Genomic DNA, 23,915 nt, shown 5'->3' on the forward strand with positions numbered 1-23,915 from the left:
GAGGGTCAGGTCAGGGCCTGACCGCAAATAACGAATGCACTGATGCTATCAGAGACGTAGCCGCCCGCCACGACTACGTGCGGTGCCCAGGCCGTGAGGCAACAGGCTGGAGCGGGTGTGCGCATGGCAAATGGCGATGGCCAGGGCATCGGAGGCGTCGATCTGCGGCTTTGACGTGAGCTTGAGCATGTGCATGACCATCATCTGCACCTGCTCCTTGTTCGCTGCACCAGTGCCAACGACGGCCTGCTTGACCTGGGTCGCGGTGTATTCGGCGATCTCCATGCCCTCCTCGGCCCCCGCCACGATAGCGGCGCCACGGGCCTGGCCGAGTTTCAACGCAGAGTCGGCGTTCTTGGCCATGAACACCTTTTCGATGCCCATGGTAACGGGGCCGTAAGTCTGGATGACTTCACGTACGCCGCGATAGACGATCTGCAGCCGTTCGGCCAACTCACCGGCCCCGGTACGGATGCAACCCGAGGCCACATAGATACAGCCGCGCGGGGTGTGCTGCACCACGCCAAAACCGGTGATGCGTGAACCGGGGTCGATCCCTAGGATTAAAGTCATAACGCCTGCGGAATAAATAATACTTTTTTCGATACAGCGAGAATCCAATGTGGGAGGGGGCTTGCTCCCGATAGCGGTGGGTCAGTTACTTATAAATCGACTGAACTACCGCCATCGGGGGCAAGCCCCCTCCCACACAAGCCCCTTCCACATTGGGATCTACATCGTTCTTCAGCCTAGCTGTTCAGCCACCGATTCCGGGATGTCGGCATTCGAGTAGACATTCTGCACATCATCCAGGTCTTCAAGCATATCCAGCATTTTCAACACCTTCTGCGCGCCCTCCAGATCCAGTTCGGCACTGGTGGTCGGCAGCATCACGATTTCTGCATCGGTGCCGTTGAAACCAGCGGCCTCCAGGGCATTACGCACGGCGTAGAAGCTGGCGAACGAGGTAAACACGTCGATAGAGCCGTCTTCGTTGGTGACCACGTCGTCGGCGTCCGCTTCCATTGCGGCTTCCATCAGTGCGTCTTCATCGGTGCCGGGGGCGAAGGTGATCTGCCCTTTGCGTTCGAACAGGTACGCGACCGAACCATCCGTGCCGAGGTTACCACCGCACTTGCTGAATGCATGGCGCACAGCTGCGGCGGTCCGGTTGCGGTTGTCGGTCATGCACTCGACCATCACCGCCACGCCGCCCGGGCCGTAGCCTTCGTAGGTCAGCTCGACCATGTCGTCGGTATCGGCGGCGCCGGCGCCACGGGCGACGGCACGGTCGATGATGTCGCGACTCATGTTGGCGCCAAGCGCTTTATCCAAAGCCAGGCGCAGACGCGGGTTGGAACCCGGGTCACCGCCGCCCTGGCGGGCAGCGACGGTCAGTTCGCGAATCCACTTGGTGAAGATCTTGCCCTTCTTGGCATCCTGACGCTCTTTGCGGTGCTTGATGTTCGCCCACTTGGAATGGCCAGCCATAACACAACTCCGAATTCTCTAGAAACCTTATCAATCCCGCACCAGGCAGGATTTCCTTCTTTTAAACGCAAAGGCGCATCCGAAGATGCGCCTTTTTGACTGCGTACAACCTTATTGCGCTTTCACGCCGCAGCCTTACTCAGCCTTAGGCGCCTCGCGCAGGCGAATGTGCAGCTCGCGCAGTGCCTTGGCATCCACCACACCCGGCGCCTGGGTCATGACGTCCGCAGCGCTCTGGGTTTTCGGGAAGGCAATCACTTCGCGGATCGACTGGGCGCCGGTCATCAGCATCACCAGACGGTCCAGGCCGAACGCCAAACCACCGTGGGGCGGTGCGCCGTATTTCAGGGCGTCGAGCAGGAAGCCGAACTTCTCTTCCTGTTCCGCTTCGTTGATGCCCAGCAGGCGGAACACCGCTTGTTGCATCTCTTTGCGGTGGATACGGATCGAACCGCCACCCAGCTCGGTACCGTTCAACACCATGTCGTAGGCACGGGACAGCGCGCCTGCCGGGTTGGCTTCCAGCTCCTGCGGGGAGCACTTCGGCGCGGTGAACGGGTGGTGCAAGGCGCTGAAGCTGCCGTCGTCGTTCTCTTCGAACATCGGGAAGTCAACGACCCACATCGGGGCCCATTCGCAGGTCAGCAGGTTCAGGTCGTGACCGAGCTTGATGCGCAGCGCGCCCAGGGCTTCGCTGACGATCTTGGCCTTGTCGGCACCGAAGAACACGATGTCGCCATCGACCGCACCGACGCGATCAAGGATCGTGTTCAGGTTGGCTTCAGGGATGTTTTTCACGATCGGCGATTGCAGGCCGTCAACGCCATTGGCGCGCTCGTTGACCTTGATGTACGCCAGGCCCTTGGCACCGTAGATGCCGACGAACTTGGTGTAGTCGTCGATCTGCTTGCGCGGCATGCTCGCGCCGCCAGGCACGCGCAGGGCGGCGATGCGGCATTTGGGGTCGTTGGCCGGGCCGCTGAACACCTTGAAGTCGACGTCCTTGAGCTGGTCGGCCACATCCACCAGTTCCAGCGGGTTACGCAGGTCTGGCTTGTCGGAACCGTAGCGGCGCATGGCCTCTTCGAAGGTCATGTGCGGGAATTCGCCGAACTCCAGGTTCAGCACTTCCTTGAACAGGTTGCGGATCATCTGTTCGGTCAGGCCCATGATCTCTTTTTCATCGAGGAAACTGGTCTCGATGTCGATCTGGGTGAATTCAGGCTGGCGGTCGGCGCGCAGGTCTTCGTCACGGAAGCACTTGGCGATCTGGTAGTAACGGTCGAAGCCGGCGACCATCAGCAGTTGCTTGAACAACTGCGGCGATTGCGGCAAGGCAAAGAAGCTGCCCGCGTGGGTACGGCTGGGCACCAGGTAGTCACGTGCACCTTCCGGGGTAGCCCGGGTGAGGATCGGCGTCTCGACGTCGAGGAAGCCGTTCTCATCCAGGAAACGGCGGATGCTGGTGGTCATGCGCGAACGCAGGCGCAGCTTCTCGGCCATTTCCGGACGACGCAGGTCCAGGAAGCGGTAGCGCAGGCGGGTTTCTTCGCCCACATCGGAGTATTCGTTGAGCGGGAACGGCGGGGTTTCCGATTCGTTCAGCACTTCCAGCTCATAGCCCAGCACCTCGATGCCGCCGGAGGCCATGTTCTTGTTCACGGCACCGGCCGGACGCAGGCGCACCTTGCCGGTGATCTTCACTACATATTCGCTGCGCACACGGTCGGCGGCGGCGAAGCTCTCGGCGCGGTCCGGGTCAAACACCACCTGGGCCAGACCATCACGATCACGGATATCGAGGAAGATTACCCCGCCGTGGTCGCGGCGACGGTGAACCCATCCGCAAAGGGTGATTTCCTGACCTTCCAGGGTCTCGTTCAGTTGGCCGCAATAGTGGCTGCGCATCATGGTCGTGGTTTCACTTCTCGTAATTCGAATTTCGGTGGCAGGCTTGCCTCGTCACCGTACATTAAAGCAGGGGACGGATAATGCAGGAGCCTGCGCGTAGAGTTCAACTCAGTCTGCTTTGTCGCCGCCCGCCAGGTTCTTCTTGGCGCCGGTCTTGAAATCGGTCTCGTACCAGCCACTGCCGCTCAGGCGGAAGCCCGGCATGGACAACATCTTCTTCAACTCAGGTGCCTGGCAGGCAGGGCAATCGACCAGCGGCGCTGCGCTGATCTTCTGAATGGCTTCCAACTGGTGACCACAGGAAGCGCATTGATAGTCGTACATGGGCATGGGGATGTCTCGGCGATCAGAACGTTACAGCGCCACGCCCTGCCCTGTGCATTAAAGCCCGGCATGCGCAGCAAAGCGCGGGATTATATCTGGTAAATCGAGGCAGCGCAGCCGGCTTTCTGCCCCAGGGCCGGCCCGCGAGGTTGAAGGGCCGGCCCCGAAGCCAGCGGGCTATTGCACAAGCGTGTCCGCAGACGCGGCGGCGCGGCCTTTGAGTACATGAACCACGCACACCACCCTCACCAACCCACTGAAGTTCTTCACTCCTCCGTAGCGCAGATGCACTTCCCGATCGACATAGGACAACAAGGCGCTGACTGAGCAGGTATTGATCCTGGCGATCTCCGTCAGGATATTCCAATAAATCTGTTCAAGCCGCAGACAGGTAGAAAACCCGTTGAGCCTGACCGAACGGGACAATGGCTTGGCCATCCCCATATCAAACCCCTTATCAAAGGGGTCGACCTTTATCTTGTGAAAACCACAGGTTTCCATCACTCCCTTACCTACTCCACGTGACATACACCTGACACTCCATTGCCAAACAGCAGCCAATGGGTTTCTCCCATTGGGCGATGGGTCTATAAAACCGCAGGACGCGCGGAGCAGCCAGAAGACGGGGAGTTGTTAGTCGTAGGACAACGCCAGGAAGCGCAGGGAAACAAGCAGGCAGCGCCCAAAAGGCGCCGCCCGGGTTCGACAGTTACTGGTTTTCGAGCAGGGAACGCAGCATCCACGCGGTTTTCTCGTGAACCTGCATACGCTGGGTCAGCAGGTCCGCCGTCGGCTCATCACTGACCTTGTCGAGCAATGGGAAGATGCCACGGGCGGTACGCGTGACCGCTTCCTGACCGGCCACCAACTGCTTGATCATCTCTTCGGCGCTCGGCACGCCCTCTTCTTCCTTGATCGAAGACAGGCGGGCGTAGATCGAATAGGCGCCAGGTGCCGGGAAACCCAGGGCCCGGATGCGCTCGGCGATGGAGTCCACTGCCAGCGCCAGTTCGTTGTACTGCTCCTCGAACATCAGGTGCAGCGTACGAAACATGGGGCCCGTGACGTTCCAGTGGAAGTTGTGGGTCTTCAGATAAAGAACATAGGTATCGGACAGCAGCCGCGAGAGTCCGTCGACGATGGATTTACGGTCTTCTTCACTGATACCAATATCGATTGCCATGTTTTTCCCCTTCAATTGACGAGCATTCATTGATCAGGTGCAGGACCACTCTAGCAAGAGAGCGAGCCTCGTGCAGCCCGACACACCCAGGCTGCATGCGGCAAATCGACCCTGCCCCGCCTGCAGATGTGAACTGGCAAGCCTTTCTCCCCGTAGGAAGAGTCTCTGCAAGCCATTAAAAAAACCTGCACCTGTCTAGGACAAGCGTTTGCCGCAGAAATGCCGTGCCCGGCGCAACACCCCGAAATGCTTGATTTGAGTAGGCACGGCCTTTGCTGTTAAATAGACGCCGTGTGGCTGCCGTTTATTTCTGCGGCACGCCACATAGGCTGATACCCGCGCACGTGCTCAACGCCTCCCATTGTTCAGAAGCGAACCGTGCCAGTCAGCTCTTCCTTGTGATCCGTCTTAACGTGAGTTAATCAAAATGTTGAAAATCGTCCACCTGCTAACGGGCGTTGCAGCTTTGCTGCTGTCCTTTATCCCGAGCCTGCAGCCTGAAAGCCTGCCCTACCTGCAACAACACGACGCTCTGTACCTGGCCTTGTTCGGCCTTCTTAACCTGACGCTCGCACCGGTAATCCCTTACTGGAACAAAGGCACGCGTCATCAACTGCAAAACCTGGTCAGTGCGCTGCTGGTGCTGACTGTTGTCGTACAAACCCTCACCCTCCTGGCGCCCATGCCTGAAGTCGGTGGCCATCCGGCTATCCTGCTCAGCCTGGTGATTGCTGTGGTTGCCATCGTTCTTCACCTGGCCATCAGCTTCTACCGTTCGTCCCCAGCGGCCGCCTCGCAAAACTACGACATGACCAATCGGGATACCGGGACCGTCAAGTGGTTCAACACCTCCAAAGGCTTCGGCTTCATTTCCCGCGACTCGGGCGATGATATCTTCGTCCACTTCCGGGCTATCCGTGGCGAAGGCCACCGCGTCCTGGTCGAAGGCCAGCGCGTGGAGTTCTCGGTGATGAACCGTGACAAGGGCCTGCAAGCCGAAGATGTCATCGCTGCCCTGCCGCGTCGCTGATCCTAAGCTTTCGCAGCAAAAAAAACCGCGCTCCAGCGCTGCCTGGATCGCGGTTTTTTATTGTCTGCCCGTTCAATAGTGCGGCGGCGGCGCTTCTTCTTCGGACGACTCGAACTGCCCGCCCATTTCTTCCTGGCGCTTGAGCAGGGCCTTCATCTGTAATTGCAGGCGCTCGACCGCCCGCTGCTGGGTGACCAGGATGTCATTGAGGGTCTCGATAGTGTCGTCCTGAAAGGCCAGGCGGCTTTCCAGGTCGGTGACGCGATCTTGCAGGTCCATGGTTCAGTCCTGGGTAAAGATGAAGTCGGCGGGCAATAGCTCACGCAAACGGGCGCGGATCGCCGACACTTGCTCGTGGTTATAAGGTTGGGCGGGATGTTTGCCCCACACTGGAGCCGGCCAGGCGGCGTCATCGCGTTTACGCACGATCACGTGCACATGCAACTGGCTGACCACGTTGCCCAGCGCGCCGATGTTCATCTTATCGGCGGCCAGCCCTTCATTAAGCAACTGCGCCAGGGCCGTCGTCTCTTGCCACAAGGTTTGTTGATCTGCGACATCCAGTTGAAACACTTCGCTGATACCGTCGATGCGCGGTACCAGGATGAACCAGGGGTAGTTCGAGTCATTGGACAGCAGCAGGCGACACAGCGGGAAGTCCCCCATGGCCAAGGTATCTTGTTGCAGGCGTTGATCTAGGGCGAACACGTGGGCACTCCGTTCGGCAGGTCAGTTTCAGGCGCCCAGCATACCTTCGAATGCCCACGCGTTCACGGCGAATGGGCACAAGCCTTGAAGCAATCGGATAAAAACTACGCACCCTTTCGAGGCAGGCGCACAGTCGAACACGCTACGTCGGGCCTCGGCGGCACGCACCAAAATGACCCGCTTGTGCCTCAAAGGGATCCGCCAAGTACCCACTGACGGGGTGGACCGGTAACGTTTTCCCCAGGCGAACGCTTTTGTCAATGAACGCATAGGTGTAACACCCCGGCGCCAAGCTCGAACCTAAGGGTCTAAAAGCCCCGTGTTTATGCGGTTTTTACACTCCCTTCACGCTTTTCACGAAAAAATGACATTCGGCTACCAGTTTGAGCACGCTTGTTGCATTCACCCTCATATCGTCGGCAACGGCACCCGTTTGGAAGCAGGTGTTTCGCGATAAAAACCAGCGGCGGTTCAATGCGCATCAAGGAAGCTTTCAAACTTTGAAAGATGTAGGAAAAGAGCATTGAAGTTGTCAGCCCGGTTACATTTGGGCTGTGAATTTGCGACATGGATCTAGCGATTTACGACAGCCTCGTAAAGAAGCTGAAAGGAAAGATGGGTAAGTATCGTCATTAGAGTCTGCGTGATATAACTTTGCGCCGACACAAATAAAGAAAGAGCCGCCCAGATAAAAATACAGGTGGGACGGCAGTACTCTTCCTAAAACCAAAGGAGCAAATCACGATGCGCGTGATGAAGTGGAGCATGATCGCCCTGGCTGTTTCAGCAGGCACCTCGCAGTTCGCAATGGCGTCCGCCCAGGACGATTCCAAGGGCTTTGTTGAAGACAGTACGTTCACTATCAATACTCGCGCCCTGTACTTCAGCCGCGACTTCCGTAACAACCCGTCGGGCCCGGGTTCGAAGAGCCGTGCAGAAGAAACCGGCCTGGGCTTCAACGCCCTGTACGAATCGGGCTTCACCCAAGGCACCATTGGTGTCGGTGTGGACGTGATCGGCCTGATGGGCCTCAAGCTCGACAGCGGCAAGGGTCGCGCTGGCACGGGTCTGTTCCCCACCGGTTCCGACGGTCGTTCGCAGGACGATTACTCCAAGGGCGGCGGCGCGGTTAAGTTCCGCATCTCCAATACTGTGTTGAAAGTCGGTGACCAGTACACCACCGCGCCAGTGTTCGCTTCCGACGACAGCCGTCTGTTGCCGGAGCTGCCACAAGGTATCTCGATCACCAGCAACGAAATCAAGGGCCTCAAGCTTGAGGGCGGTCACTTCACCTCCAGCGTCGCGCAGGCACAGACCTACCACGACAGCCTGGGCCTGACGAAAACCGACTTTGTCGGCGGCGTCTACGCGTTCACTCCGGAATTCACCGGTAGCCTGTACTACGCGAAAACCGAAGATTACTTCCGCAAGTACTACAGCAACCTGAACTGGACCCACGCGCTGAGCGATGATCAGTCCTTCGCGCTGGACTTCAACATCTACGACACCAAAAGCGATGGCGCAGGCCTGCAACGCGCAGAGAAGGATGGCGTGACCAAGCTCGACAACCGCGCCTTCAGCTTGCAGGGCGCGTACACCATCGGCGCTCACACCTTCACCCTGGCAGCCCAGAAGGTTACCGGTGACGGCGACTACGGCTACGGCGTAGACGGCGGCGGCACGGTATTCCTGGCCAACTCCGTTGCCCGTTCCGACTTCAACGCCGAAGGCGAGAAGTCCTACCAGGCGCGTTACGACATCAACATGGCGACCTTCGGCATTCCTGGCCTGAGCTTCATGACTCGCTACATCACCGGTAGCGGTGCCAACACCGGCACTACCAGCAACGGTAAAGAGTGGGAACGCGACATCGAAGCCAAGTACGTGATTCAGAGCGGCCCGGCTAAAGACCTCAGCCTGCGTCTGCGCCAAGCGACCTACCGCTCCGGTGATGGCGTTTACTACGGCTCGCCTTCTATCGACGAACTGCGCCTGATCGCGAACTACCCGCTGAACATCTTGTAATCGCCTGTTTAATTACAACGATGGCTTAAGGCTTCGGCCTTGAACAAAAAAGCCGCTCCCTGTTTAAACAAGGAGCGGCTTTTTTATTGCAGTTTTGTTTCAATCAAAAAAAAACTAGCAAGCTAAGTAACTAGTTTACCGAAGCTGACCTATCGGCCAAGTTTGACAGCCTCAAACCAAGTTATTTAGCCGCACTTTCCTGCATCACACGAATAACCCGCTGCGGAAACGGAATATCAATCCCCGCTGCTTTCAAACGATCACGCGCCAGTTCATTAAACATGAACATCACGTCCCAATAATCCGGGGTACTGGTCCAGCAGCGCAGGGAAACCGTAATGGAGCTGTCGCCCAAGGTCGAAACCACCGCCACCGGTGCAGGATCAGCCAGCACCCGTGGGTCCTTGGCCAGTTCCAGCAGCACTTCGCGAGCTTTTTGCAGGTCTGCCTCGTAATCCACACCGACATCAAACACCACCTTGCGGGTTGGCTGGCGGTTGGTGTTGGTGATGATGCCGTTGGACAGGGTGCCGTTGGGCAGGATCACCGTCTTGTTGTCGCCGGTACGCAGCACGGTGTGGAAAATCTGGATGCTGTCAACGGTGCCGGAGGTGCCTTGGGCTTCGATCCAGTCGCCAATGCGGAACGGGCGGAACAGCAGGATCAGCACGCCACCGGCGAAGTTGGCCAGGCTGCCTTGCAATGCCAGGCCGATGGCCAGGGTCGCGGCGCCGATAGCGGCGACGAACGAGGTGGTTTCCACACCGATCATCGAGGCCACGCTGACCACCAGCATGACTTTGAGCACGATGTTCGCCAGGCTGGTAATGAAGTGCTGCAGCGCCAGGTCAGCGTTGCGTACCGCCAGCAAGCGGCCCACGCGATGGGTCAGTTTGTTGATCAGCCACCAGCCGATGGCCAGGGTCAGCATGGCCAGCAATACACGGCTGCCGTATTCCATGATCATCGGGATCCAGGACTGGGAGGTCTTGATCAAATGATCCACTTCTGCGTTTAAATCCATGTAGCTTCTCCTGTCTTTGCGGATATGCGGCTTGATTGACTGCCTGAAAACGCAATTGAGCCCCGTAGGGCTCAATTGTAGGCGCTGAGTCTGGGGCGTGGGACGTCAAAAAAACCCACAGGTTCCCCAAAGTGCCATCAGTCGCGGAAGTTATTGAACTGCAGCGGCATGTCGAAGGTCTTGGCGCGCAGGGCCGCGATGGCCTCTTGCAGGTCGTCGCGCTTCTTGCCGGTGACACGCACCTGCTCGCCCTGGATGGCGGCCTGGACTTTCAGCTTGGCATCCTTGATATGAGCGACGATCTTCTTCGCCAGCTCTTTGTCGATGCCTTCCTTGAGCACGGCTTCCTGCTTCATCAGCTTGCCGGAGGCGTAGGCGTCCTTGACTTCAAGGCACTGCACGTCGATCTTGCGCTTGACCAGAGCCAGCTTGAGGATCTCGATCATCGCTTCGAGCTGGAAATCGGCTTCAGCGGTCAGGTTGACGGTCAGTTCCTTTTCCTTGAACTCGAAGCTGCCCTTGCCTTTCAAGTCATAGCGACGGTCCAGTTCCTTGACGGCGTTCTCGACGGCGTTGGTGACTTCGTGTTTGTCCAGTTCAGATACCACGTCGAACGAAGGCATGTGATTTCTCCAATATAAGGGGCGGGCTCAGTAAAGATGGAGCGCGCCGAGCTAAAATGCCGAGGCATTATAGCGGTTCTTTCGCCCCGTTCACTGTGAGCGACCCTACGGAGCACAAACTGATGTCGACCCCCTGGCATATTCTCGGCGCTGGCAGCCTTGGCACCCTCTGGGCCACGCGGCTGGCGCGTGCCGGCGTGCCGGTCAAGCTGATCCTGCGTAATGAGGCGCGCCTGGCCAGCTATCGAGCCGGCCAGGGCCTGACCCTGGTTGAGCACGGTGTGGAACACACCTATGCGGTGATTGGCGAAACAGCCGAAAGCCCGGAGCCGATTCATCGCCTGCTGGTGGCATGCAAAGCCTACGACGCCCAACCCGCTATCGCCCAGTTGCAACCTCGACTGGCGCCGGATGCTGAGCTGATCCTGCTGCAGAACGGTCTCGGCAGCCAGGACGCCGTGGCTGCACAAGTGCCATCGGCCCGCTGCATTTACGCGTCCAGCACCGAAGGCGCATTTCGCGATGGCGATTGGCGGGTAGTGTTTGCCGGCCATGGCTACACCTGGCTGGGCGACGCCAACCATCCCACCCCACCGCTATGGTTGGACGACCTGCAAGCTGCGAGCATTCCCCACGAATGGGCCACCGATATCCTCACGCGGCTGTGGCGCAAGCTGGCGCTCAATTGCGCCATCAACCCATTGACCGTGCTTTACCAATGCCGCAACGGCGGCTTGCAAGACCACGAGTGTGAAGTGGCAACCTTGTGCGCTGAATTGGCCGAGTTGCTGGAGTGCTGTGGCCAGCCCGCCGCCGCACAGGACCTGCACAACGAAGTACAGCGTGTGATCCAGGCCACCGCCGCCAATTACTCGTCCATGTACCAGGATGTCGCCAACGCCCGGCGTACCGAAATCAGCTACCTGCTGGGCTACGCCTGCCAGGCCGCCGCTCGCCACCAGTTGGTATTGCCCCATCTGCAACAGCTGCAAGCGCGGCTGGTCGAACATTTGCTGGCACGCGGATTGGCCAGCGACTGAGGCACGCGCTACCCTGCCTACCTGTCTATCACCTGGGAAACCCCTGATGCCACTGCGCCAGCGTCTTGAAAATCTACCGGTAGGGCAGAAATTGCTGGTGGCACTGCTGGTGCTATTGACCACGGTGTTGCTGGTGGCCAACCTCACGTTTATCAGCGCCGCCTACTGGATCTCCCAGGAAAGCATGGCGCCTCAGGCATTGCAGGCCATTGGACGACTGGTGTCCAACCCATCGCTCGCCGCCGAGGCGCTCGAATCCCCGGCAAAGGCCGAGGCGCTGCTCAATGAACTGACCAGCTACTCACCCCTGCGCGCCGCCGCTCTCTACGACGGTGAAGGCAACCGTCTGGCGCAGATGCAGCACGGCGACCGCCTGCACCTGCCGGACAATTACCGGCATATCGAGGCCTGGCGCCTGACCGAATTTCGCAGCAACCAGGTCATTACCCTGCCCCGCGGCACCCAGCCTTCCGGGCATTTACTGCTGGTGGCCAGCAGTGAGCTACCGGTGGCCTTCTATACCGGCACGCTGACCGCAAGCCTGGGCATCCTGATTTTCAGTGTGTTGTTGTGGCTGGTCATTGCCCGGCAAATCAAACGCCTGATCACACGGCCCATTCATGAGCTGGAAGAACTGTCGCGGCAGGTCACCCGTGAAGAGAACTACGCCCTGCGCGCCGGGCGTGGCAACCATGACGAGATCGGCAGCCTGGCCGAAGCCTTCAACACCATGTTGTCGCGTATCGAAGCCCGCGAGCAGCAGCTCAAGCGTGCGCGTGACGATTCCCAGGCCGCTTACGACCAGGCCCAGGGGCTGGCCGAAGAGACCCGGCATACCAACCGCAAGCTGGAACTGGAAGTCCAGGTGCGCAGCAAGATCGAGAAAAAGCTCACGGGCTTCCAGAACTACCTCAACAGCATTATCGACTCGATGCCCTCGGCGCTGATCGCCCTGGATGAACAGCTCTACGTCACCCAGTGGAACCAGGAAGCCACCGCCCTTTCCGGCACGCGCCTGGATGAAGCCCTGAACCAGCCGATCTTCCTTGCCTTCCAGCCGCTCAAACCGTACCTGCCGCAAATCAAGGCCACGGTGGAGCAACACACCGTTGAACGGATCGAGCGGGTCACCTGGGTCAAGGACGATGAACCCAAGCATTACGCCCTGACGTTCTACCCGTTGATGGGCGGCGCCGGGCGTGGCGTGGTGATCCGAATCGACGACATCACCCAGCGCCTGTCCCTGGAAGAAATGATGGTGCAGTCGGAAAAAATGCTCTCGGTGGGTGGCCTGGCCGCCGGCATGGCCCACGAAATCAACAACCCACTGGGCGCGATCCTGCATAACGTGCAGAACATCCGTCGCCGCCTGTCCCCGGAGCTGCCCAAGAACCTGGAGTACGCCGAGCAGGTGGGCATCGAGCTGGACACGGTCAATCGTTACCTGCAAGGCCGCGAAGTGCCGCAGTTGCTCGACGGTATTCAGCAGGCCGGGGCGCGGGCGGCGAAAATCGTTACCCATATGCTCAGTTTCAGCCGCCGCAGTAACCGCCAGATGGCCCCCTGCGACTTGCCGGCCTTGATCGACCAGGCCGTGGAAATCGCCGGCAACGATTTCGACCTGACCATCGGCTTCGACTTCAAGGGCCAGGCGATCATCCGTCAGTTCGACCCGCAATTGGGCCCTGTGCCCGGCACCGCCAACGAGCTGGAGCAAGTGCTGCTCAACCTGCTGAAGAACGCCGCCCAAGCCATTCACTTGCGCGAAGACGACAGCGAGCCGGGGCGTATTATCCTGCGCACCCGCCTCAACCCGCCGTGGGCAGAAATACAGGTGGAAGACAACGGCATCGGCATGAGCGAAAACGTGCGCAAGCGCACCTTCGAACCGTTCTTCACCACCAAGGAAATCGGCCAGGGCACCGGGCTTGGGTTGTCGGTGTCGTATTTCATCATCACCAACAACCACAAGGGCCAGATGGAAGTGCATTCCACCCCGGGCCAAGGCACCTGCTTTACCTTGCGCCTGCCCCTGGCCGGCAGCCAATTGTCCCCCACAGAACTCACCCAACTGGAGCACTGACCATGGGCTTTCGCCTGTCGAAGATCTACACCCGTACCGGCGACAAGGGCGAAACCGGCCTCGGTGACGGCCGCCGCGTGCCCAAGGACCACCCGCGTGTGGAAGCGATCGGCGAGGTGGATACGCTGAACAGCCAGTTGGGCCTGTTGCTGGCCAGCCTGGAAGAGCAAAGCGGCAAGCACCCGGCGTTAAATGATGTGATTGAAGTGCTCACGCCGTGCCAGCATCGTCTGTTCGATCTGGGCGGTGAGCTGGCGATGCCGGTGTACAAGGCGCTGAACGCGGCGGAGGTGGATCGGCTGGAAGCGGCGATTGATCGCTGGAACGAAGAAGTGGGGCCGCTGGAGAACTTCATCCTGCCCGGTGGTTCGGCGCTGATCGCCCAAGCCCATGTGTGCCGCAGCCTGGCGCGCAGTGCTGAGCGGCGGTGTCAGCACCTGAATGCGCTGGAGCCGCTGGAGGGGGTGGGATTGGCGTATATCAATCGGTTGTCGGATCTGTTGTTTGTGGCGGCCAGGGTGATTGCCAAGCGCCAGGGTGTTGCTGAAGTGTTATGGCAGGCCGCTGCCAAGCCACACTGACCAGATCGTTCCCACGCTCCGCGTGGGAATGCATCAAGGGACGCTCCGCGTCCCAAAGCGTGACGCAGAGCGTCACAGGAGGCGTTCCCACGCAGAGCGTGGGAACGATCATCAGAGCTGCGGCCAGAACGCCCGAATACCTGCCACACCTTGCGCACCAGCTTCCCAAGCCTGCTCCCGTTGCGCAGGCCCAACCCCGCCCAGCAGGAATACCGGCTTACTGAACCCGGCAATCAACTGCGCCGCCTGCTCCCAACCCAACGGCTGCGCATCCGGATGAGTCTGGGTCGGCTGCACCGACGACAGGGTGACAAAATCCACGTCCATCATCTCTGCCAGCGCCAGCTCTTCAGCGTTGTGGCAAGAAGCCGCCAACCAACGGTCCTTCGGCAGCGGGCGGCCCTTGCTCGCATATTTGCGCAATTGCGCCGAGGTCATGTGCCAGCCGGCGGCGGGGAAATCCCCCAGCCACTCGAACGGCCCCTTGAGCATCAATTGCGCCTTGCCGGCACACAGGCCAACCGCATCCACCGCCAGGTCACGGTATTTAGGGTCGTAGCCGTTGGGCGCACGCAGTTGAACCAGCTTGATCCCCCCTGCAATGGCCTTCTGGATGCCGCGCAACAGCGTTGGGGTTTCCAGCTCGCCCGGCGTGATCAGGTACTCGGCGGGCAAGCGCGCAGCGGCAACAATCGGCGCATTTGCCGCCGGGAACTCATAGTTGACCAGGTCCCGTGGCGTCACCCATTCCAACGGCTGCCCTTCGGCCCCATGGGGCTCGCCGGTAAAGGCCGAGACTTCCCAGACGTCCAGCAACACCTGCTTGTCCGGGTAATCATGCCGCACCTTGATCAACGGCCGCGCCGTAGTGACCTGAATACCCAGCTCTTCCTGCAGTTCTCGTGACAAGGCCGTGGCGACCGACTCATCGGCCTCCACCTTGCCGCCGGGAAACTCCCAGAGCCCGCCCTGATGCTGGGTATCGGCACGGCGCGCCAGCAGGATCCTGCCATCGACACCGCGGATCACCGCTGCTGCTACATGCACTCGTTTCACGCCACTGCTTCCTCTCGTTATAGCCCTTGTAGGAGCGAGCTTGCTCGCGAAGAACGGCAACGATAACGCGCACATCCTGGATAAACGCGGTGGCATTGAGTTTTTCGCGAGCAAGCTTGCTCCTACATCAGGTACGGTATTCCGCATTGATCTTCACGTACTCGTGGGACAGGTCGGTGGTCCAGATGGTTTCGCTGCACGCGCCGCGCCCCAATTCGATGCGGATGGTGATTTCTTCCTGCTGCATCACCGCCGAACCCTGGGCTTCGGTGTAGGTTTCGGCGCGAGCACCACCGCTTGCGATGCACACGTCGCCGAGGAACACGTCGATCTTGCTCACGTCCAGGTCCGGCACGCCGGCACGACCGACAGCCGCCAGGATACGGCCCCAGTTCGGATCCGAGGCAAACAGCGCGGTCTTGATCAGCGGCGAGTGCGCCACGGTGTAGCCCACGTCCAGGCATTCCTGATGGTTGCCGCCGCCGTTGACTTCAACCGTCACGAACTTGGTCGCGCCCTCGCCGTCACGCACGATGGCCTGGGCCACGTCCATGCACACTTCAAACACCGCCTGCTTCAATGCCGCGAACAGCGGGCCGCTGGCTTGCGTGATGGGCGGCAGGTCGGCCTGGCCGGTAGCAATCAGCATGCAGCAGTCGTTGGTCGAGGTGTCGCCATCGATGGTGATGCGGTTGAACGACTTGTTGGCCGCGTCCAGGATCAGGCTCTGCAGCACGTCGCGGGAGACTTTGGCATCGGTGGCGATATAGCCGAGCATGGTGGCCATGTTCGGGCGGATCATGCCCGCGCCCTTGCTGATGCCGGTCACGGTGACCGTCACGCCGTCGTGCACAAACTGACGGCTTGCGCCTTTAGGCAAGGTGTCGGTGGTCATGATGCCAGTGGCCGCAGCCGCCCAGTTATCCACAGACAGGTCATCCAGCGCGGCTTGCAGGGCGCCTTCGATTTTTTCCACAGGCAGCGGCTCACCGATCACGCCGGTGGAGTACGGCAGCACCTGGCTGGCGTCCACGCCGGTCAATTGGGCCAGCTTGGCGCAGGTACGCGCCGCGGCCACCAGGCCAGGCTCGCCGGTGCCGGCGTTGGCATTGCCAGTATTGGTCAGCAGATAACGGATCGTACCGGCCACGCGTTGCTTGGCCAGGATCACCGGCGCAGCGCAGAAGGCATTGAGGGTGAACACACCGGCGACGGTCGAGCCTTCGGCACAGCGCATCACTACCACATCCTTGCGCCCCGGGCGCTTGATGCCGGCCGAGGCGATACCGAGCTCAAAACCGGCAACCGGGTGCAATGTGGGCAAAGGACCAAGACCAACAGCCATGAATGCGCTCCTCAAAAATAGGTGATGTCTGTGCCGTCGCGATCGACGGTGGGAATTAATGGCAAAACGCCGCGACGGCTAGTGCCGGTCGCGGCGCGGGGTGTTGCAGCGTCAGGCGAAAATCTTAGTTGATTTCGCCGTGGCAGTGTTTGAACTTCTTGCCCGAACCGCACCAGCACAGTTCGTTGCGGCCCAGCTTCTGATCGTTGCGCACCGGGGTTTGCGCAAGGGCCACATCGACCTCTTCGCCCAATGCCTCAGGCGCTTCCAGGCCCGGTGCTTCGTCATGCTGGAACTGCAGGCGCGCAGCCAATGCCTCGGCTTCCTGACGCAGGCGTGCCTCTTCCTCGATCGGGTCTTCGCGACGCACCTGAACGTGGGACAGCACGCGGATCGAATCGCGCTTGATCGAATCCAGCAGCTCGGAGAACAAGGTGAACGACTCGCGCTTGTACTCCTGCTTCGGGTTCTTCTGGGCATAGCCACGCAGGTGGATGCCGTGACGCAGGTGGTCCATGGTAGACAGATGGTCTTTCCACAGGTCGTCCAGCACGCGCAGTACGATTTGCTTCTCGAAGGTGCGCAGTGCTTCGGCACTCGCCTGCTCTTCTTTTTCGTTGTACGCGGCCAGCAGCTCGGCCATCAGTTTTTCGCGCAGGGTTTCTTCGTACAGGTGATCGTCTTCGTCCAGCCATTGCTGGACCGGCAGATCAACCCCGAAATCGCTCTTCAACGCCGCTTCCAAACCGGCGACATCCCACTGCTCAGGCAGGGACTGTGGCGGGATGTGGGCGCTGACGGTGGCGTTGAGCACGTCCTGACGGAAATCGGCGATGGTCTCGCCAATATTGTCGGCGGCCAGCAACGTGTTACGCATGTGATAGATCACTTTACGCTGTTCGTTGTTGACGTCATCGAACTCGAGCAATTGCTTACGAATGTCGAAGTTGCGGCCTTCGACCTTGCGCTGGGCCTTCTCGATGGCGTTGGTCACCATGCGGTGCTCGATCGCTTCACCGGACTGCATGCCCAGGGCCTTCATGAAGTTCTTCACGCGGTCCGAGGCGAAGATGCGCATCAGGCTGTCTTCCAGCGACAGGTAGAAACGGCTGGAACCGGCGTCACCCTGGCGACCGGCACGGCCACGCAGCTGGTTGTCGATACGACGCGATTCGTGGCGCTCGGACGCGATCACCTGCAAGCCACCGGATTCGAGCACAGCCTGGTGGCGTTTCTGCCAGTCAGCCTTGATCTGGGCGATCTGCTCGGGGGTCGGGTTATCGAGGGAGGCCACTTCCACTTCCCAGTTACCGCCCAACAGGATGTCGGTACCACGACCGGCCATGTTGGTGGCGATGGTCAGCGCGCCTGGGCGACCGGCCTGGGCGATGATCTCGGCTTCTTTCTCGTGGAACTTGGCGTTGAGGACCTTGTGCTCGATGCCTTCCTTGTTCAGCAGGTTGGACACGTGCTCGGACGTCTCGATGGTGGCGGTACCCACCAGGATCGGACGGCCTTTGGCCATGCCATCCTTGATGTCATTGATGATCGCCGCGTATTTCTCTTCGGCGGTCAGGAACACCAGGTCGTTGTAGTCTTTACGGGCCAGCGGCTTGTTCGGCGGGATGACCACCACCGACAGACCGTAGATTTGATGGAATTCGAACGCTTCGGTGTCGGCCGTACCGGTCATGCCGGACAGTTTGTTGTACAGACGGAAGTAGTTCTGGAAAGTAGTGGACGCCAACGTCTGGCTTTCAGCCTGGATGTTGAGGTGTTCCTTGGCCTCGATGGCCTGGTGCAGGCCTTCGGACAGGCGACGGCCCGGCATGGTACGGCCGGTGTGCTCGTCGACCAGCACGACCTGGCCGTCCTGGACGATGTATTCGACGTTGCGATGGAACAGCTTGTGGGCGCGCAGGCCGGCATACACGTGGGTCAACAGGCCCAGGTTGTGCGCCGAGTACAGGCTTTCACCTTCGGCCAGCTCGCCGATCTGGGTCAGCATCTCTTCGACGAACTGGTGACCGGCTTCGTTGAGTTCGACCTGGCGGGTCTTCTCGTCGATGGTGAAGTGGCCTTCTTTGGTCACCACGCCTTCGACTTCCTCGATGTGCTGCTCCAGGCGCGGGATCAACTTGTTGATCTCGGTGTACAGGCGCGAGCTGTCTTCGGCCTGGCCGGAGATGATCAGCGGGGTACGGGCTTCGTCGATGAGGATGGAGTCGACTTCGTCGATCACGGCAAAGTTGAGTTCGCGCTGGAATTTTTCTTCCATGCTGAACGCCATGTTGTCGCGCAGGTAGTCGAAACCGAATTCGTTGTTGGTGCCGTAGGTGATGTCGGCGGCATAGGCGGCGCGCTTTTCTTCCGGCGGCTGGAACGGCGTTACCACGCCGACGGTCAGGCCGAGGAACTCATACAGCGGGCGCATCCAGTTGGCGTCCCGGCGAGCCAGGTAGTCGTTCACCGTCACGACGTGCACGCCCTTGCCGGACAGTGCGTTGAGGTACACACCCAGGGTGGCTACCAGGGTCTTGCCTTCACCGGTACGCATTTCGGCAATCATGCCTTCATGCAAGGTCATGCCGCCAATCAACTGCACGTCGAAGTGGCGCATGCCCATCACACGCTTACCGGCTTCACGGGCGACCGCGAAGGCTTCGGGGAGCAGCTTGTCGAGGGTTTCACCTTTGGCTATGCGGGCCTTGAACTCTTCGGTCTTGGCGCGCAATTGCTCGTCCGACAGGGCAACCATCTGCTCTTCGAAGGCATTGACCAGCTGCACCGTCTTGAGCATGCGTTTGACTTCGCGCTCATTCTTGCTTCCAAAAAGTTTCTTTAACAAAGGCGCAAACATATCGGCAGGTTCTTCCACACATAGGGATGGAGGGCGCACCGTCAGTGGCCCGAGCAGCCCTCACGGCCGCATGCGAACGCGCATTCTACCCTGAAACGTGGGTGAGGAAAGTGGCGTTGTTCCCCGATGCTGGCATGGGCCTGTGAGAGGGCTTGTTTAAAATAAGGGCTTTTGCTGGAACTTCAACCCATGAAGTGAAGAAGTTACCTATTGATTTCATGGGAAAAGCCCTGCAGAAGCATGGCTTGGGGCCGTATCGGTGCTTTCTGTTAAGATGAGCGCTCTGTTACTTAAGGTGTCCAGACATGGCATTTCGCCCTCTTACAGCCCGCGCTCCCGGCGTGTTGCTCCGCGAAGCCAAGCCGTTGAAAGCCATCTTCGGCCAGGCGCGACGCTTGGGCCATTTACAACGCCTGCTTGAAAGCCAACTGCAACCAGCCGCCCGTGAACACTGCCACGTGGCGTCCTGGCGAGAAGGCAACCTGCTGCTAATTGTGACCGACGGCCATTGGGCGACCCGTTTGCGCTACCAGCAAAAACGCTTGCAGCGGCAATTAATGGTATTCGATGAATTTGCCGGTTTGACGCGCATTCAATTCAAGGTACAGCCGCCCGCCGTGCCGCAGCGCACGGTGGGACACACGTTGGACCTGTCGGTAAATGCGGCCGAAACCCTGCAGGCAACGGCCGACGGGATCAGCGACCCGGGCCTGCGCGCCGCCCTGGAGAGGCTTGCCGCCCACGCCCGGCCCAAGCCCTGAATCGCTATTTGCGCTTGCTGCCGCCCAGCAGCGAGCCCAGCAAGCCACGCACCAACTGGCGCCCCATCTGGTTGGCGGCCTGCTGCATCGCTGACTTCAACGCCTTGCCTGCGGTGGTGCCGAGGAATGCGCCGGCCTTGTCGGTAAAGCTCGGTTCTTCGGCGGTCGGTGCAGTCTCGCCAGTAGGCCCAAGTTCCTTGCGCGCCATCAGCACCTCATAGGCCGACTCACGATCAACCGGCTTGTCATAGCGACCCAGCAGCGGCGAACTGGCGACCAAGGCCGCACGTTCGGCTTCGCTGAGCGGCCCGATCCGCGATTGCGGGGGGGCAACCAGCACGCGCTGGACGACTTCTGGCGTGCCTTTTTCCTGCAAAGTGCCCACCAACGCCTCACCAGTGCCCAACTCTGTCAGCACCGACAAACTATCGAACGCCGGGTTGGGCCGAAAACCATCCGCCACCGCCCGCAGGGATTTCTGTTCTTTTGCGGTAAAGGCGCGCAAGCCGTGCTGGACACGTAAGCCCAGTTGCGCCAGCACCGTATCGGGCAGGTCGCCTGGCGATTGGGTGACGAAGTACACGCCGACACCTTTGGAACGGATCAAGCGCACCACTTGCTCCAGACGCTCCTGCAGGGCTCTGGGCGTGTCGGCGAACAACAAATGGGCCTCGTCGAAAAACAGCGCCAGCAAGGGTTTGTCGGCATCGCCGCGCTCCGGCAACTGTTCGAACAACTCCGCCAGCAGCCACAACAGGAAGGTCGCGTACACCTTGGGCGCTTCATGCACCAGGCGGCTGGCGTCCAACAGGTGGATGCGCCCACGGCCATCGCTGGCTGGCTGCAAAATATCCTCCAATTGCAGCGCTGGCTCGCCAAACAAGGCTTCGGCGCCTTGCTGTTCCAGCACCGCAAGCCGCCGCAGCAACGCCTGGCTGGAGCCCGTGGTCATCAATGCCGCGTCTTCGCCAAGCAGTTCCGGGTGATAGCGCAGGTGGTTAAGGAGCGCCTTGAGGTCCTTGAGGTCCAGCAGCAACAGGCCTTCGCGGTCCGCCACCTTGAATGCCGCGTAGAGCGCCGATTGCTGGCTGTCGGTGAGTTCCAGCAGACTGCCGAGCAATAACGGGCCCATTTCGCTGATGGTGGTGCGCAGTGGGTGGCCGGACTGGCCATGGATATCCCAAAGGGTGACCGGGTACGCCTGGGCCGTGTAATTCAGGAACGGCATGCCGGCAATCCGCTCGGCGACCTTGCCCTGGGGGTTGGCGGCGGCGCCCAGGCCGCACAGGTCGCCCTTGATGTCGGCGGCGAACACCGCCACACCCGCATCACTGAAGGCTTCGGCCAGGCGCTGCAAGGTGACGGTCTTGCCGGTGCCCGTGGCGCCGGCGATCAACCCATGACGGTTGGCCAGGCGCATGGACTGGGCGATGGGCTGGCCGTCTGGGCCGGCACCGATAAGCAGTTGAGTGGAGTCAGGCATTTCGTCACCTATGGTTAATCTTTAGTGCTGCGAGGTCGATATAGACAAATGTAAGCCCGACAAAGACTAAAAAATGGTCAGATAATTCCGATATGGACCAACGGAGCTATCACCAGAAATACCACACCTTTTTTGACGCTGCCATTTTGCGCCTCCCGTCCAGGACGCGCCTCGGATATTAAGACCTTAGCGGACCCTACAAGCCATGAATAAAAATCTGCGCTTCAGCCACAAAATCCTGCTTGCAGCCTCCCTTATCGTCATCGCCGCCTTCGCGTTGTTCACCCTCTACAACGACTACCTGCAACGCAACGCGATTCGCGACGACCTCAATAACTACCTGCATGAAATGGGCGATGTCACCGCCGGCAATATCCAGACCTGGCTCACCGGGCGTATCGCCCTGGTGGAAAATGCAGCACAAAATATTGCTATCAACCCTGAACCGTCCGTGGTCGCCAGCCTGCTGGAACAGAAAGCGTTGACCTCTTCATTCATGGCAACCTACGTCGGCGACAGCCAGGGCACTTTCACCATCCGCCCTGATACAAAGATGCCCGACGGCTTCGATCCGCGTGTTCGCCCCTGGTACAAGGGCGCCCAGACCAGCAATGGCTCGACCCTGACCGAACCCTATATCGACGCGGCCACCGGTCAACTGATCATCTCGGTTGCCACTCCCAGCGCCAAGGCCGGCCAGAGCATCGGCGTGGTAGGCGGCGACCTCAGCCTGCAAACCCTGGTGGATAACATTGGCGCGCTGGACTTCGGCGGCATGGGCTATGCCTTCCTGGTCAGCGCCGACGGCAAAGTGCTGGTGCACCCGGACAAATCCCTGGTGATGAAGACCCTGGCTGACGTGTACCCAAAGGACACGCCGAAGATCAGCGGCGATTTCAGCGAAGTACAAGCCAACGGCAAAACCAACATCGTGACCTTCACCCCGATCAAAGGCCTGCCATCGGTGAACTGGTACCTGGGTGTGTCGGTGGATAAAGCCAAGTCGTTCGCCATGCTCAGTGAATTTCGCACCTCGGCCGTGATCGCCACGATCATTGCGGTGGTGATCATCATCGCCCTGCTGGGCATGTTGATCCGTGTCTTGTTGCAACCGCTGCACCTGATGACCCGCGCCATGCAGGACATCGCCGACGGCGAGGGCGACCTGACCCGCCGCCTGGTCATCCAGAACAACGACGAGTTCGGCACCTTGGGCACTGCCTTCAACCGTTTCGTCGAGCGCATCCACACCTCGATTCGCGAAGTCTCGTCAGCCACCGAGCAGGTCAATGAAGTGGCGCTGCGCGTGGTCAGCGCCTCCAACTCGTCGATGATCAACTCCGACGAACAGGCCAACCGCACCAACAGCGTCGCCGCCGCCATCAATCAACTGGGAGCCGCTGCCCAGGAGATCGCTCGCAACGCCGCCCAAGCTTCCAACCAGGCCAGCGATGCACGGCACTTGGCCGAAGACGGCCAGCAGGTGGTTGAACGCAATATCAAGGCGATGACGCAGCTGTCGAGCATGATCAGCGCCTCGAGCAGCAATATAGAAGCACTTAATAGCAAGACCGTGAATATCGGTCAGATTCTTGAAGTGATCACCAGCATTTCCCAGCAAACCAACCTGCTGGCGCTCAACGCGGCCATCGAAGCGGCACGCGCTGGAGAAGCCGGACGCGGCTTTGCGGTAGTGGCCGATGAAGTGCGCAACCTGGCCCACCGCACCCAGGAGTCGGCGCAACAGGTGCAGAAGATGATCGAGGAGCTGCAAGTCGGCGCGCGGGATTCGGTAAGCACCATGAGTGAAAGCCAACGCCACAGCCTGGACAGCGTGGAAATCGCCAACCTGGCCGGCGAGCGCTTGAACAGCGTGACCCAGCGTATTGGCGAGATCGACGGCATGAACCAGTCGGTCGCCACTGCCACCGAAGAACAGACCTCGGTAGTGGAGTCGATCAATATGGACATCACCGAGATCAACACCCTCAACCAGGAAGGCGTGGAAAACCTGCAATCGACGCTGCGCGCCTGCTCGGACCTGGAACGGCAAGCTTCACGCTTGAAGCAATTGGTGGGCAGCTTCCGTATCTGATAGACAGAGGGGGGCTGGCGGTACTCAGTCAAAATGTGGGAAGCGGTGCGACGATTCGACTTGCCCTCGATGGGAGCGGTTCAACCACAGATCTGCTGACTGACCGGCCCTCACCGGGGCATAGGTATCAATTCCGGGGACGCCGCTGGACCCTGTGGGAGGGGGCTTGCTCCCGATTGGGCCTGTCGGAGTACATATCTATTCCTGCGATAGCCGCCACCTTAAGCAGCCGTTTCCTAATACCGGATAAGTACCCGGCCTGACCCACCGTTCTGGTCGCCTGTCAGGCCGC

At 60.0% G+C, this 23,915-nt stretch carries 21 protein-coding genes and 1 pseudogene; 8 read left to right on the plus strand and 14 right to left on the minus strand.

All coding sequences use genetic code 11. The features are described from left to right. Positions 1-48: 48 nt before the first annotated feature. From ruvC to QYQ93_RS23230, 6 genes are all read right to left on the minus strand, one after another. Positions 49-573, minus strand: a complete 525-nt coding sequence (ruvC, locus tag QYQ93_RS23205; RefSeq protein WP_032862494.1) for a crossover junction endodeoxyribonuclease RuvC — start codon at positions 571-573, stop codon at positions 49-51. 171 nt (positions 574-744) lie between these two features. Next, positions 745-1,491: a YebC/PmpR family DNA-binding transcriptional regulator gene (locus QYQ93_RS23210; RefSeq protein WP_043051417.1), complete on the minus strand. Its 747-nt coding sequence runs from the start codon at positions 1,489-1,491 to the stop codon at positions 745-747. Positions 1,492-1,626: 135 nt separating this feature from the next. Continuing rightward, positions 1,627-3,402, minus strand: a complete 1,776-nt coding sequence (gene aspS / locus QYQ93_RS23215; protein WP_043051418.1) for an aspartate--tRNA ligase — start codon at positions 3,400-3,402, stop codon at positions 1,627-1,629. A 108-nt stretch (positions 3,403-3,510) separates the two neighbouring features. Then, positions 3,511-3,732 carry an FmdB family zinc ribbon protein gene (locus tag QYQ93_RS23220; protein WP_003193872.1) on the minus strand — a complete coding sequence of 74 codons (222 nt, stop codon included), beginning with the start codon at positions 3,730-3,732 and terminating at the stop codon, positions 3,511-3,513. A 171-nt stretch (positions 3,733-3,903) separates the two neighbouring features. Next, positions 3,904-4,254 (minus strand): ribbon-helix-helix domain-containing protein, encoded by a 351-nt coding sequence (locus tag QYQ93_RS23225; protein ID WP_043051419.1) that lies wholly within the window; start codon positions 4,252-4,254, stop codon positions 3,904-3,906. Positions 4,255-4,435: 181 nt separating this feature from the next. Continuing rightward, entirely contained in the window at positions 4,436-4,909 is a 474-nt protein-coding gene (locus QYQ93_RS23230) for a Dps family protein (protein ID WP_003193874.1), read from the minus strand. A 427-nt stretch (positions 4,910-5,336) separates the two neighbouring features. Between QYQ93_RS23230 and QYQ93_RS23235 the strand changes: the two genes are divergently transcribed. After that, positions 5,337-5,939 (plus strand): cold-shock protein, encoded by a 603-nt coding sequence (locus QYQ93_RS23235; RefSeq protein WP_005790922.1) that lies wholly within the window; start codon positions 5,337-5,339, stop codon positions 5,937-5,939. Positions 5,940-6,011: 72 nt separating this feature from the next. Here the strand turns inward: QYQ93_RS23235 and QYQ93_RS23240 are convergent, their stop codons facing one another. Both QYQ93_RS23240 and QYQ93_RS23245 read right to left on the minus strand, forming a co-directional pair. Next, positions 6,012-6,218 (minus strand): SlyX family protein, encoded by a 207-nt coding sequence (locus QYQ93_RS23240; protein ID WP_043051420.1) that lies wholly within the window; start codon positions 6,216-6,218, stop codon positions 6,012-6,014. Between the two features lie 3 nt (positions 6,219-6,221). Further along, a complete protein-coding gene (locus QYQ93_RS23245) occupies positions 6,222-6,647 on the minus strand; it encodes an HIT domain-containing protein (RefSeq protein ID WP_043051421.1) in 426 nt (141 codons plus the stop codon). A 744-nt stretch (positions 6,648-7,391) separates the two neighbouring features. On the opposite strand from QYQ93_RS23245, the gene QYQ93_RS23250 reads away from it, so the two are divergent. Further along, entirely contained in the window at positions 7,392-8,672 is a 1,281-nt protein-coding gene (locus tag QYQ93_RS23250; RefSeq protein ID WP_043051422.1) for an OprD family porin, read from the plus strand. Between the two features lie 181 nt (positions 8,673-8,853). Here QYQ93_RS23250 and QYQ93_RS23255 read toward each other — a convergent pair whose 3' ends face one another. After that, positions 8,854-9,696: a mechanosensitive ion channel family protein gene (locus tag QYQ93_RS23255; RefSeq protein ID WP_338475557.1), complete on the minus strand. Its 843-nt coding sequence runs from the start codon at positions 9,694-9,696 to the stop codon at positions 8,854-8,856. 137 nt (positions 9,697-9,833) lie between these two features. Next, positions 9,834-10,319, minus strand: a complete 486-nt coding sequence (locus QYQ93_RS23260; protein ID WP_003193880.1) for a YajQ family cyclic di-GMP-binding protein — start codon at positions 10,317-10,319, stop codon at positions 9,834-9,836. Positions 10,320-10,441: 122 nt separating this feature from the next. Between QYQ93_RS23260 and QYQ93_RS23265 the strand changes: the two genes are divergently transcribed. Genes QYQ93_RS23265 through QYQ93_RS23275 form a run of 3 tightly spaced genes read left to right on the plus strand, consistent with a single transcriptional unit; the run spans position 10,442 to position 14,023 of the window. Further along, the gene (locus QYQ93_RS23265; RefSeq protein ID WP_338475558.1) at positions 10,442-11,359 is read left to right on the plus strand and encodes a putative 2-dehydropantoate 2-reductase; all 918 of its coding nucleotides are present in this window, start codon (positions 10,442-10,444) and stop codon (positions 11,357-11,359) included. Positions 11,360-11,405: 46 nt separating this feature from the next. Then, entirely contained in the window at positions 11,406-13,442 is a 2,037-nt protein-coding gene (locus tag QYQ93_RS23270) for a sensor histidine kinase (protein WP_338475559.1), read from the plus strand. 2 nt (positions 13,443-13,444) lie between these two features. Next, positions 13,445-14,023, plus strand: a complete 579-nt coding sequence (locus tag QYQ93_RS23275; protein ID WP_043051426.1) for a cob(I)yrinic acid a,c-diamide adenosyltransferase — start codon at positions 13,445-13,447, stop codon at positions 14,021-14,023. Between the two features lie 111 nt (positions 14,024-14,134). Here the strand turns inward: QYQ93_RS23275 and QYQ93_RS23280 are convergent, their stop codons facing one another. From QYQ93_RS23280 to secA, 3 genes are all read right to left on the minus strand, one after another. Continuing rightward, complete coding sequence (locus QYQ93_RS23280; RefSeq protein WP_338475560.1) at positions 14,135-15,079, minus strand: Nudix family hydrolase; 945 nt, start codon at positions 15,077-15,079, stop codon at positions 14,135-14,137. Positions 15,080-15,206: 127 nt separating this feature from the next. Then, the gene (argJ, locus tag QYQ93_RS23285) at positions 15,207-16,424 is read right to left on the minus strand and encodes a bifunctional glutamate N-acetyltransferase/amino-acid acetyltransferase ArgJ (protein ID WP_043050016.1); all 1,218 of its coding nucleotides are present in this window, start codon (positions 16,422-16,424) and stop codon (positions 15,207-15,209) included. A gap of 124 nt (positions 16,425-16,548) precedes the next feature. Then, positions 16,549-19,284 carry a preprotein translocase subunit SecA gene (secA, locus tag QYQ93_RS23290; RefSeq protein WP_043050017.1) on the minus strand — a complete coding sequence of 912 codons (2,736 nt, stop codon included), beginning with the start codon at positions 19,282-19,284 and terminating at the stop codon, positions 16,549-16,551. 305 nt (positions 19,285-19,589) lie between these two features. On the opposite strand from secA, the gene QYQ93_RS23295 reads away from it, so the two are divergent. Continuing rightward, a complete protein-coding gene (locus QYQ93_RS23295) occupies positions 19,590-20,045 on the plus strand; it encodes a DUF721 domain-containing protein (protein WP_043050018.1) in 456 nt (151 codons plus the stop codon). Between the two features lie 4 nt (positions 20,046-20,049). Here the strand turns inward: QYQ93_RS23295 and QYQ93_RS23300 are convergent, their stop codons facing one another. Next, positions 20,050-21,528 (minus strand): helicase HerA-like domain-containing protein, encoded by a 1,479-nt coding sequence (locus QYQ93_RS23300; protein WP_217881918.1) that lies wholly within the window; start codon positions 21,526-21,528, stop codon positions 20,050-20,052. A 205-nt stretch (positions 21,529-21,733) separates the two neighbouring features. On the opposite strand from QYQ93_RS23300, the pseudogene QYQ93_RS28620 reads away from it, so the two are divergent. Further along, a pseudogene (locus QYQ93_RS28620) lies at positions 21,734-22,765 on the plus strand (HAMP domain-containing protein); the annotation flags it as partial. 93 nt (positions 22,766-22,858) lie between these two features. Beyond that, complete coding sequence (locus QYQ93_RS28625) at positions 22,859-23,623, plus strand: methyl-accepting chemotaxis protein (RefSeq protein WP_422394058.1); 765 nt, start codon at positions 22,859-22,861, stop codon at positions 23,621-23,623. The last annotated feature ends 292 nt before the right edge of the window (positions 23,624-23,915 follow it).

Origin of the sequence: Pseudomonas khavaziana (assembly GCF_036704165.1) — a bacterium.
In the GTDB taxonomy this organism is placed as follows: domain Bacteria; phylum Pseudomonadota; class Gammaproteobacteria; order Pseudomonadales; family Pseudomonadaceae; genus Aquipseudomonas; species Aquipseudomonas khavaziana.

Bases quoted from the DNA above. Each gene is read 5' to 3' on its own strand.
- secA (WP_043050017.1), bottom strand. From the start codon at position 19,284: ATGTTTGCGCCTTTGTTAAAGAAACTTTTTGGAAGCAAGAATGAGCGC.
- QYQ93_RS23265 (WP_338475558.1), top strand. From the start codon at position 10,442: ATGTCGACCCCCTGGCATATTCTCGGCGCTGGCAGCCTTGGCACCCTC.
- QYQ93_RS23210 (WP_043051417.1), bottom strand. From the start codon at position 1,491: ATGGCTGGCCATTCCAAGTGGGCGAACATCAAGCACCGCAAAGAGCGT.
- QYQ93_RS23295 (WP_043050018.1), top strand. From the start codon at position 19,590: ATGGCATTTCGCCCTCTTACAGCCCGCGCTCCCGGCGTGTTGCTCCGC.
- ruvC (WP_032862494.1), bottom strand. From the start codon at position 573: ATGACTTTAATCCTAGGGATCGACCCCGGTTCACGCATCACCGGTTTT.
- QYQ93_RS28625 (WP_422394058.1), top strand. From the start codon at position 22,859: ATGATCAACTCCGACGAACAGGCCAACCGCACCAACAGCGTCGCCGCC.
- QYQ93_RS23300 (WP_217881918.1), bottom strand. From the start codon at position 21,528: ATGCCTGACTCCACTCAACTGCTTATCGGTGCCGGCCCAGACGGCCAG.
- QYQ93_RS23260 (WP_003193880.1), bottom strand. From the start codon at position 10,319: ATGCCTTCGTTCGACGTGGTATCTGAACTGGACAAACACGAAGTCACC.
- QYQ93_RS23250 (WP_043051422.1), top strand. From the start codon at position 7,392: ATGCGCGTGATGAAGTGGAGCATGATCGCCCTGGCTGTTTCAGCAGGC.
- QYQ93_RS23230 (WP_003193874.1), bottom strand. From the start codon at position 4,909: ATGGCAATCGATATTGGTATCAGTGAAGAAGACCGTAAATCCATCGTC.
- QYQ93_RS23240 (WP_043051420.1), bottom strand. From the start codon at position 6,218: ATGGACCTGCAAGATCGCGTCACCGACCTGGAAAGCCGCCTGGCCTTT.
- argJ (WP_043050016.1), bottom strand. From the start codon at position 16,424: ATGGCTGTTGGTCTTGGTCCTTTGCCCACATTGCACCCGGTTGCCGGT.
- QYQ93_RS23225 (WP_043051419.1), bottom strand. From the start codon at position 4,254: ATGTCACGTGGAGTAGGTAAGGGAGTGATGGAAACCTGTGGTTTTCAC.
- QYQ93_RS23275 (WP_043051426.1), top strand. From the start codon at position 13,445: ATGGGCTTTCGCCTGTCGAAGATCTACACCCGTACCGGCGACAAGGGC.
- QYQ93_RS23255 (WP_338475557.1), bottom strand. From the start codon at position 9,696: ATGGATTTAAACGCAGAAGTGGATCATTTGATCAAGACCTCCCAGTCC.
- QYQ93_RS23235 (WP_005790922.1), top strand. From the start codon at position 5,337: ATGTTGAAAATCGTCCACCTGCTAACGGGCGTTGCAGCTTTGCTGCTG.
- aspS (WP_043051418.1), bottom strand. From the start codon at position 3,402: ATGATGCGCAGCCACTATTGCGGCCAACTGAACGAGACCCTGGAAGGT.
- QYQ93_RS23270 (WP_338475559.1), top strand. From the start codon at position 11,406: ATGCCACTGCGCCAGCGTCTTGAAAATCTACCGGTAGGGCAGAAATTG.
- QYQ93_RS23220 (WP_003193872.1), bottom strand. From the start codon at position 3,732: ATGCCCATGTACGACTATCAATGCGCTTCCTGTGGTCACCAGTTGGAA.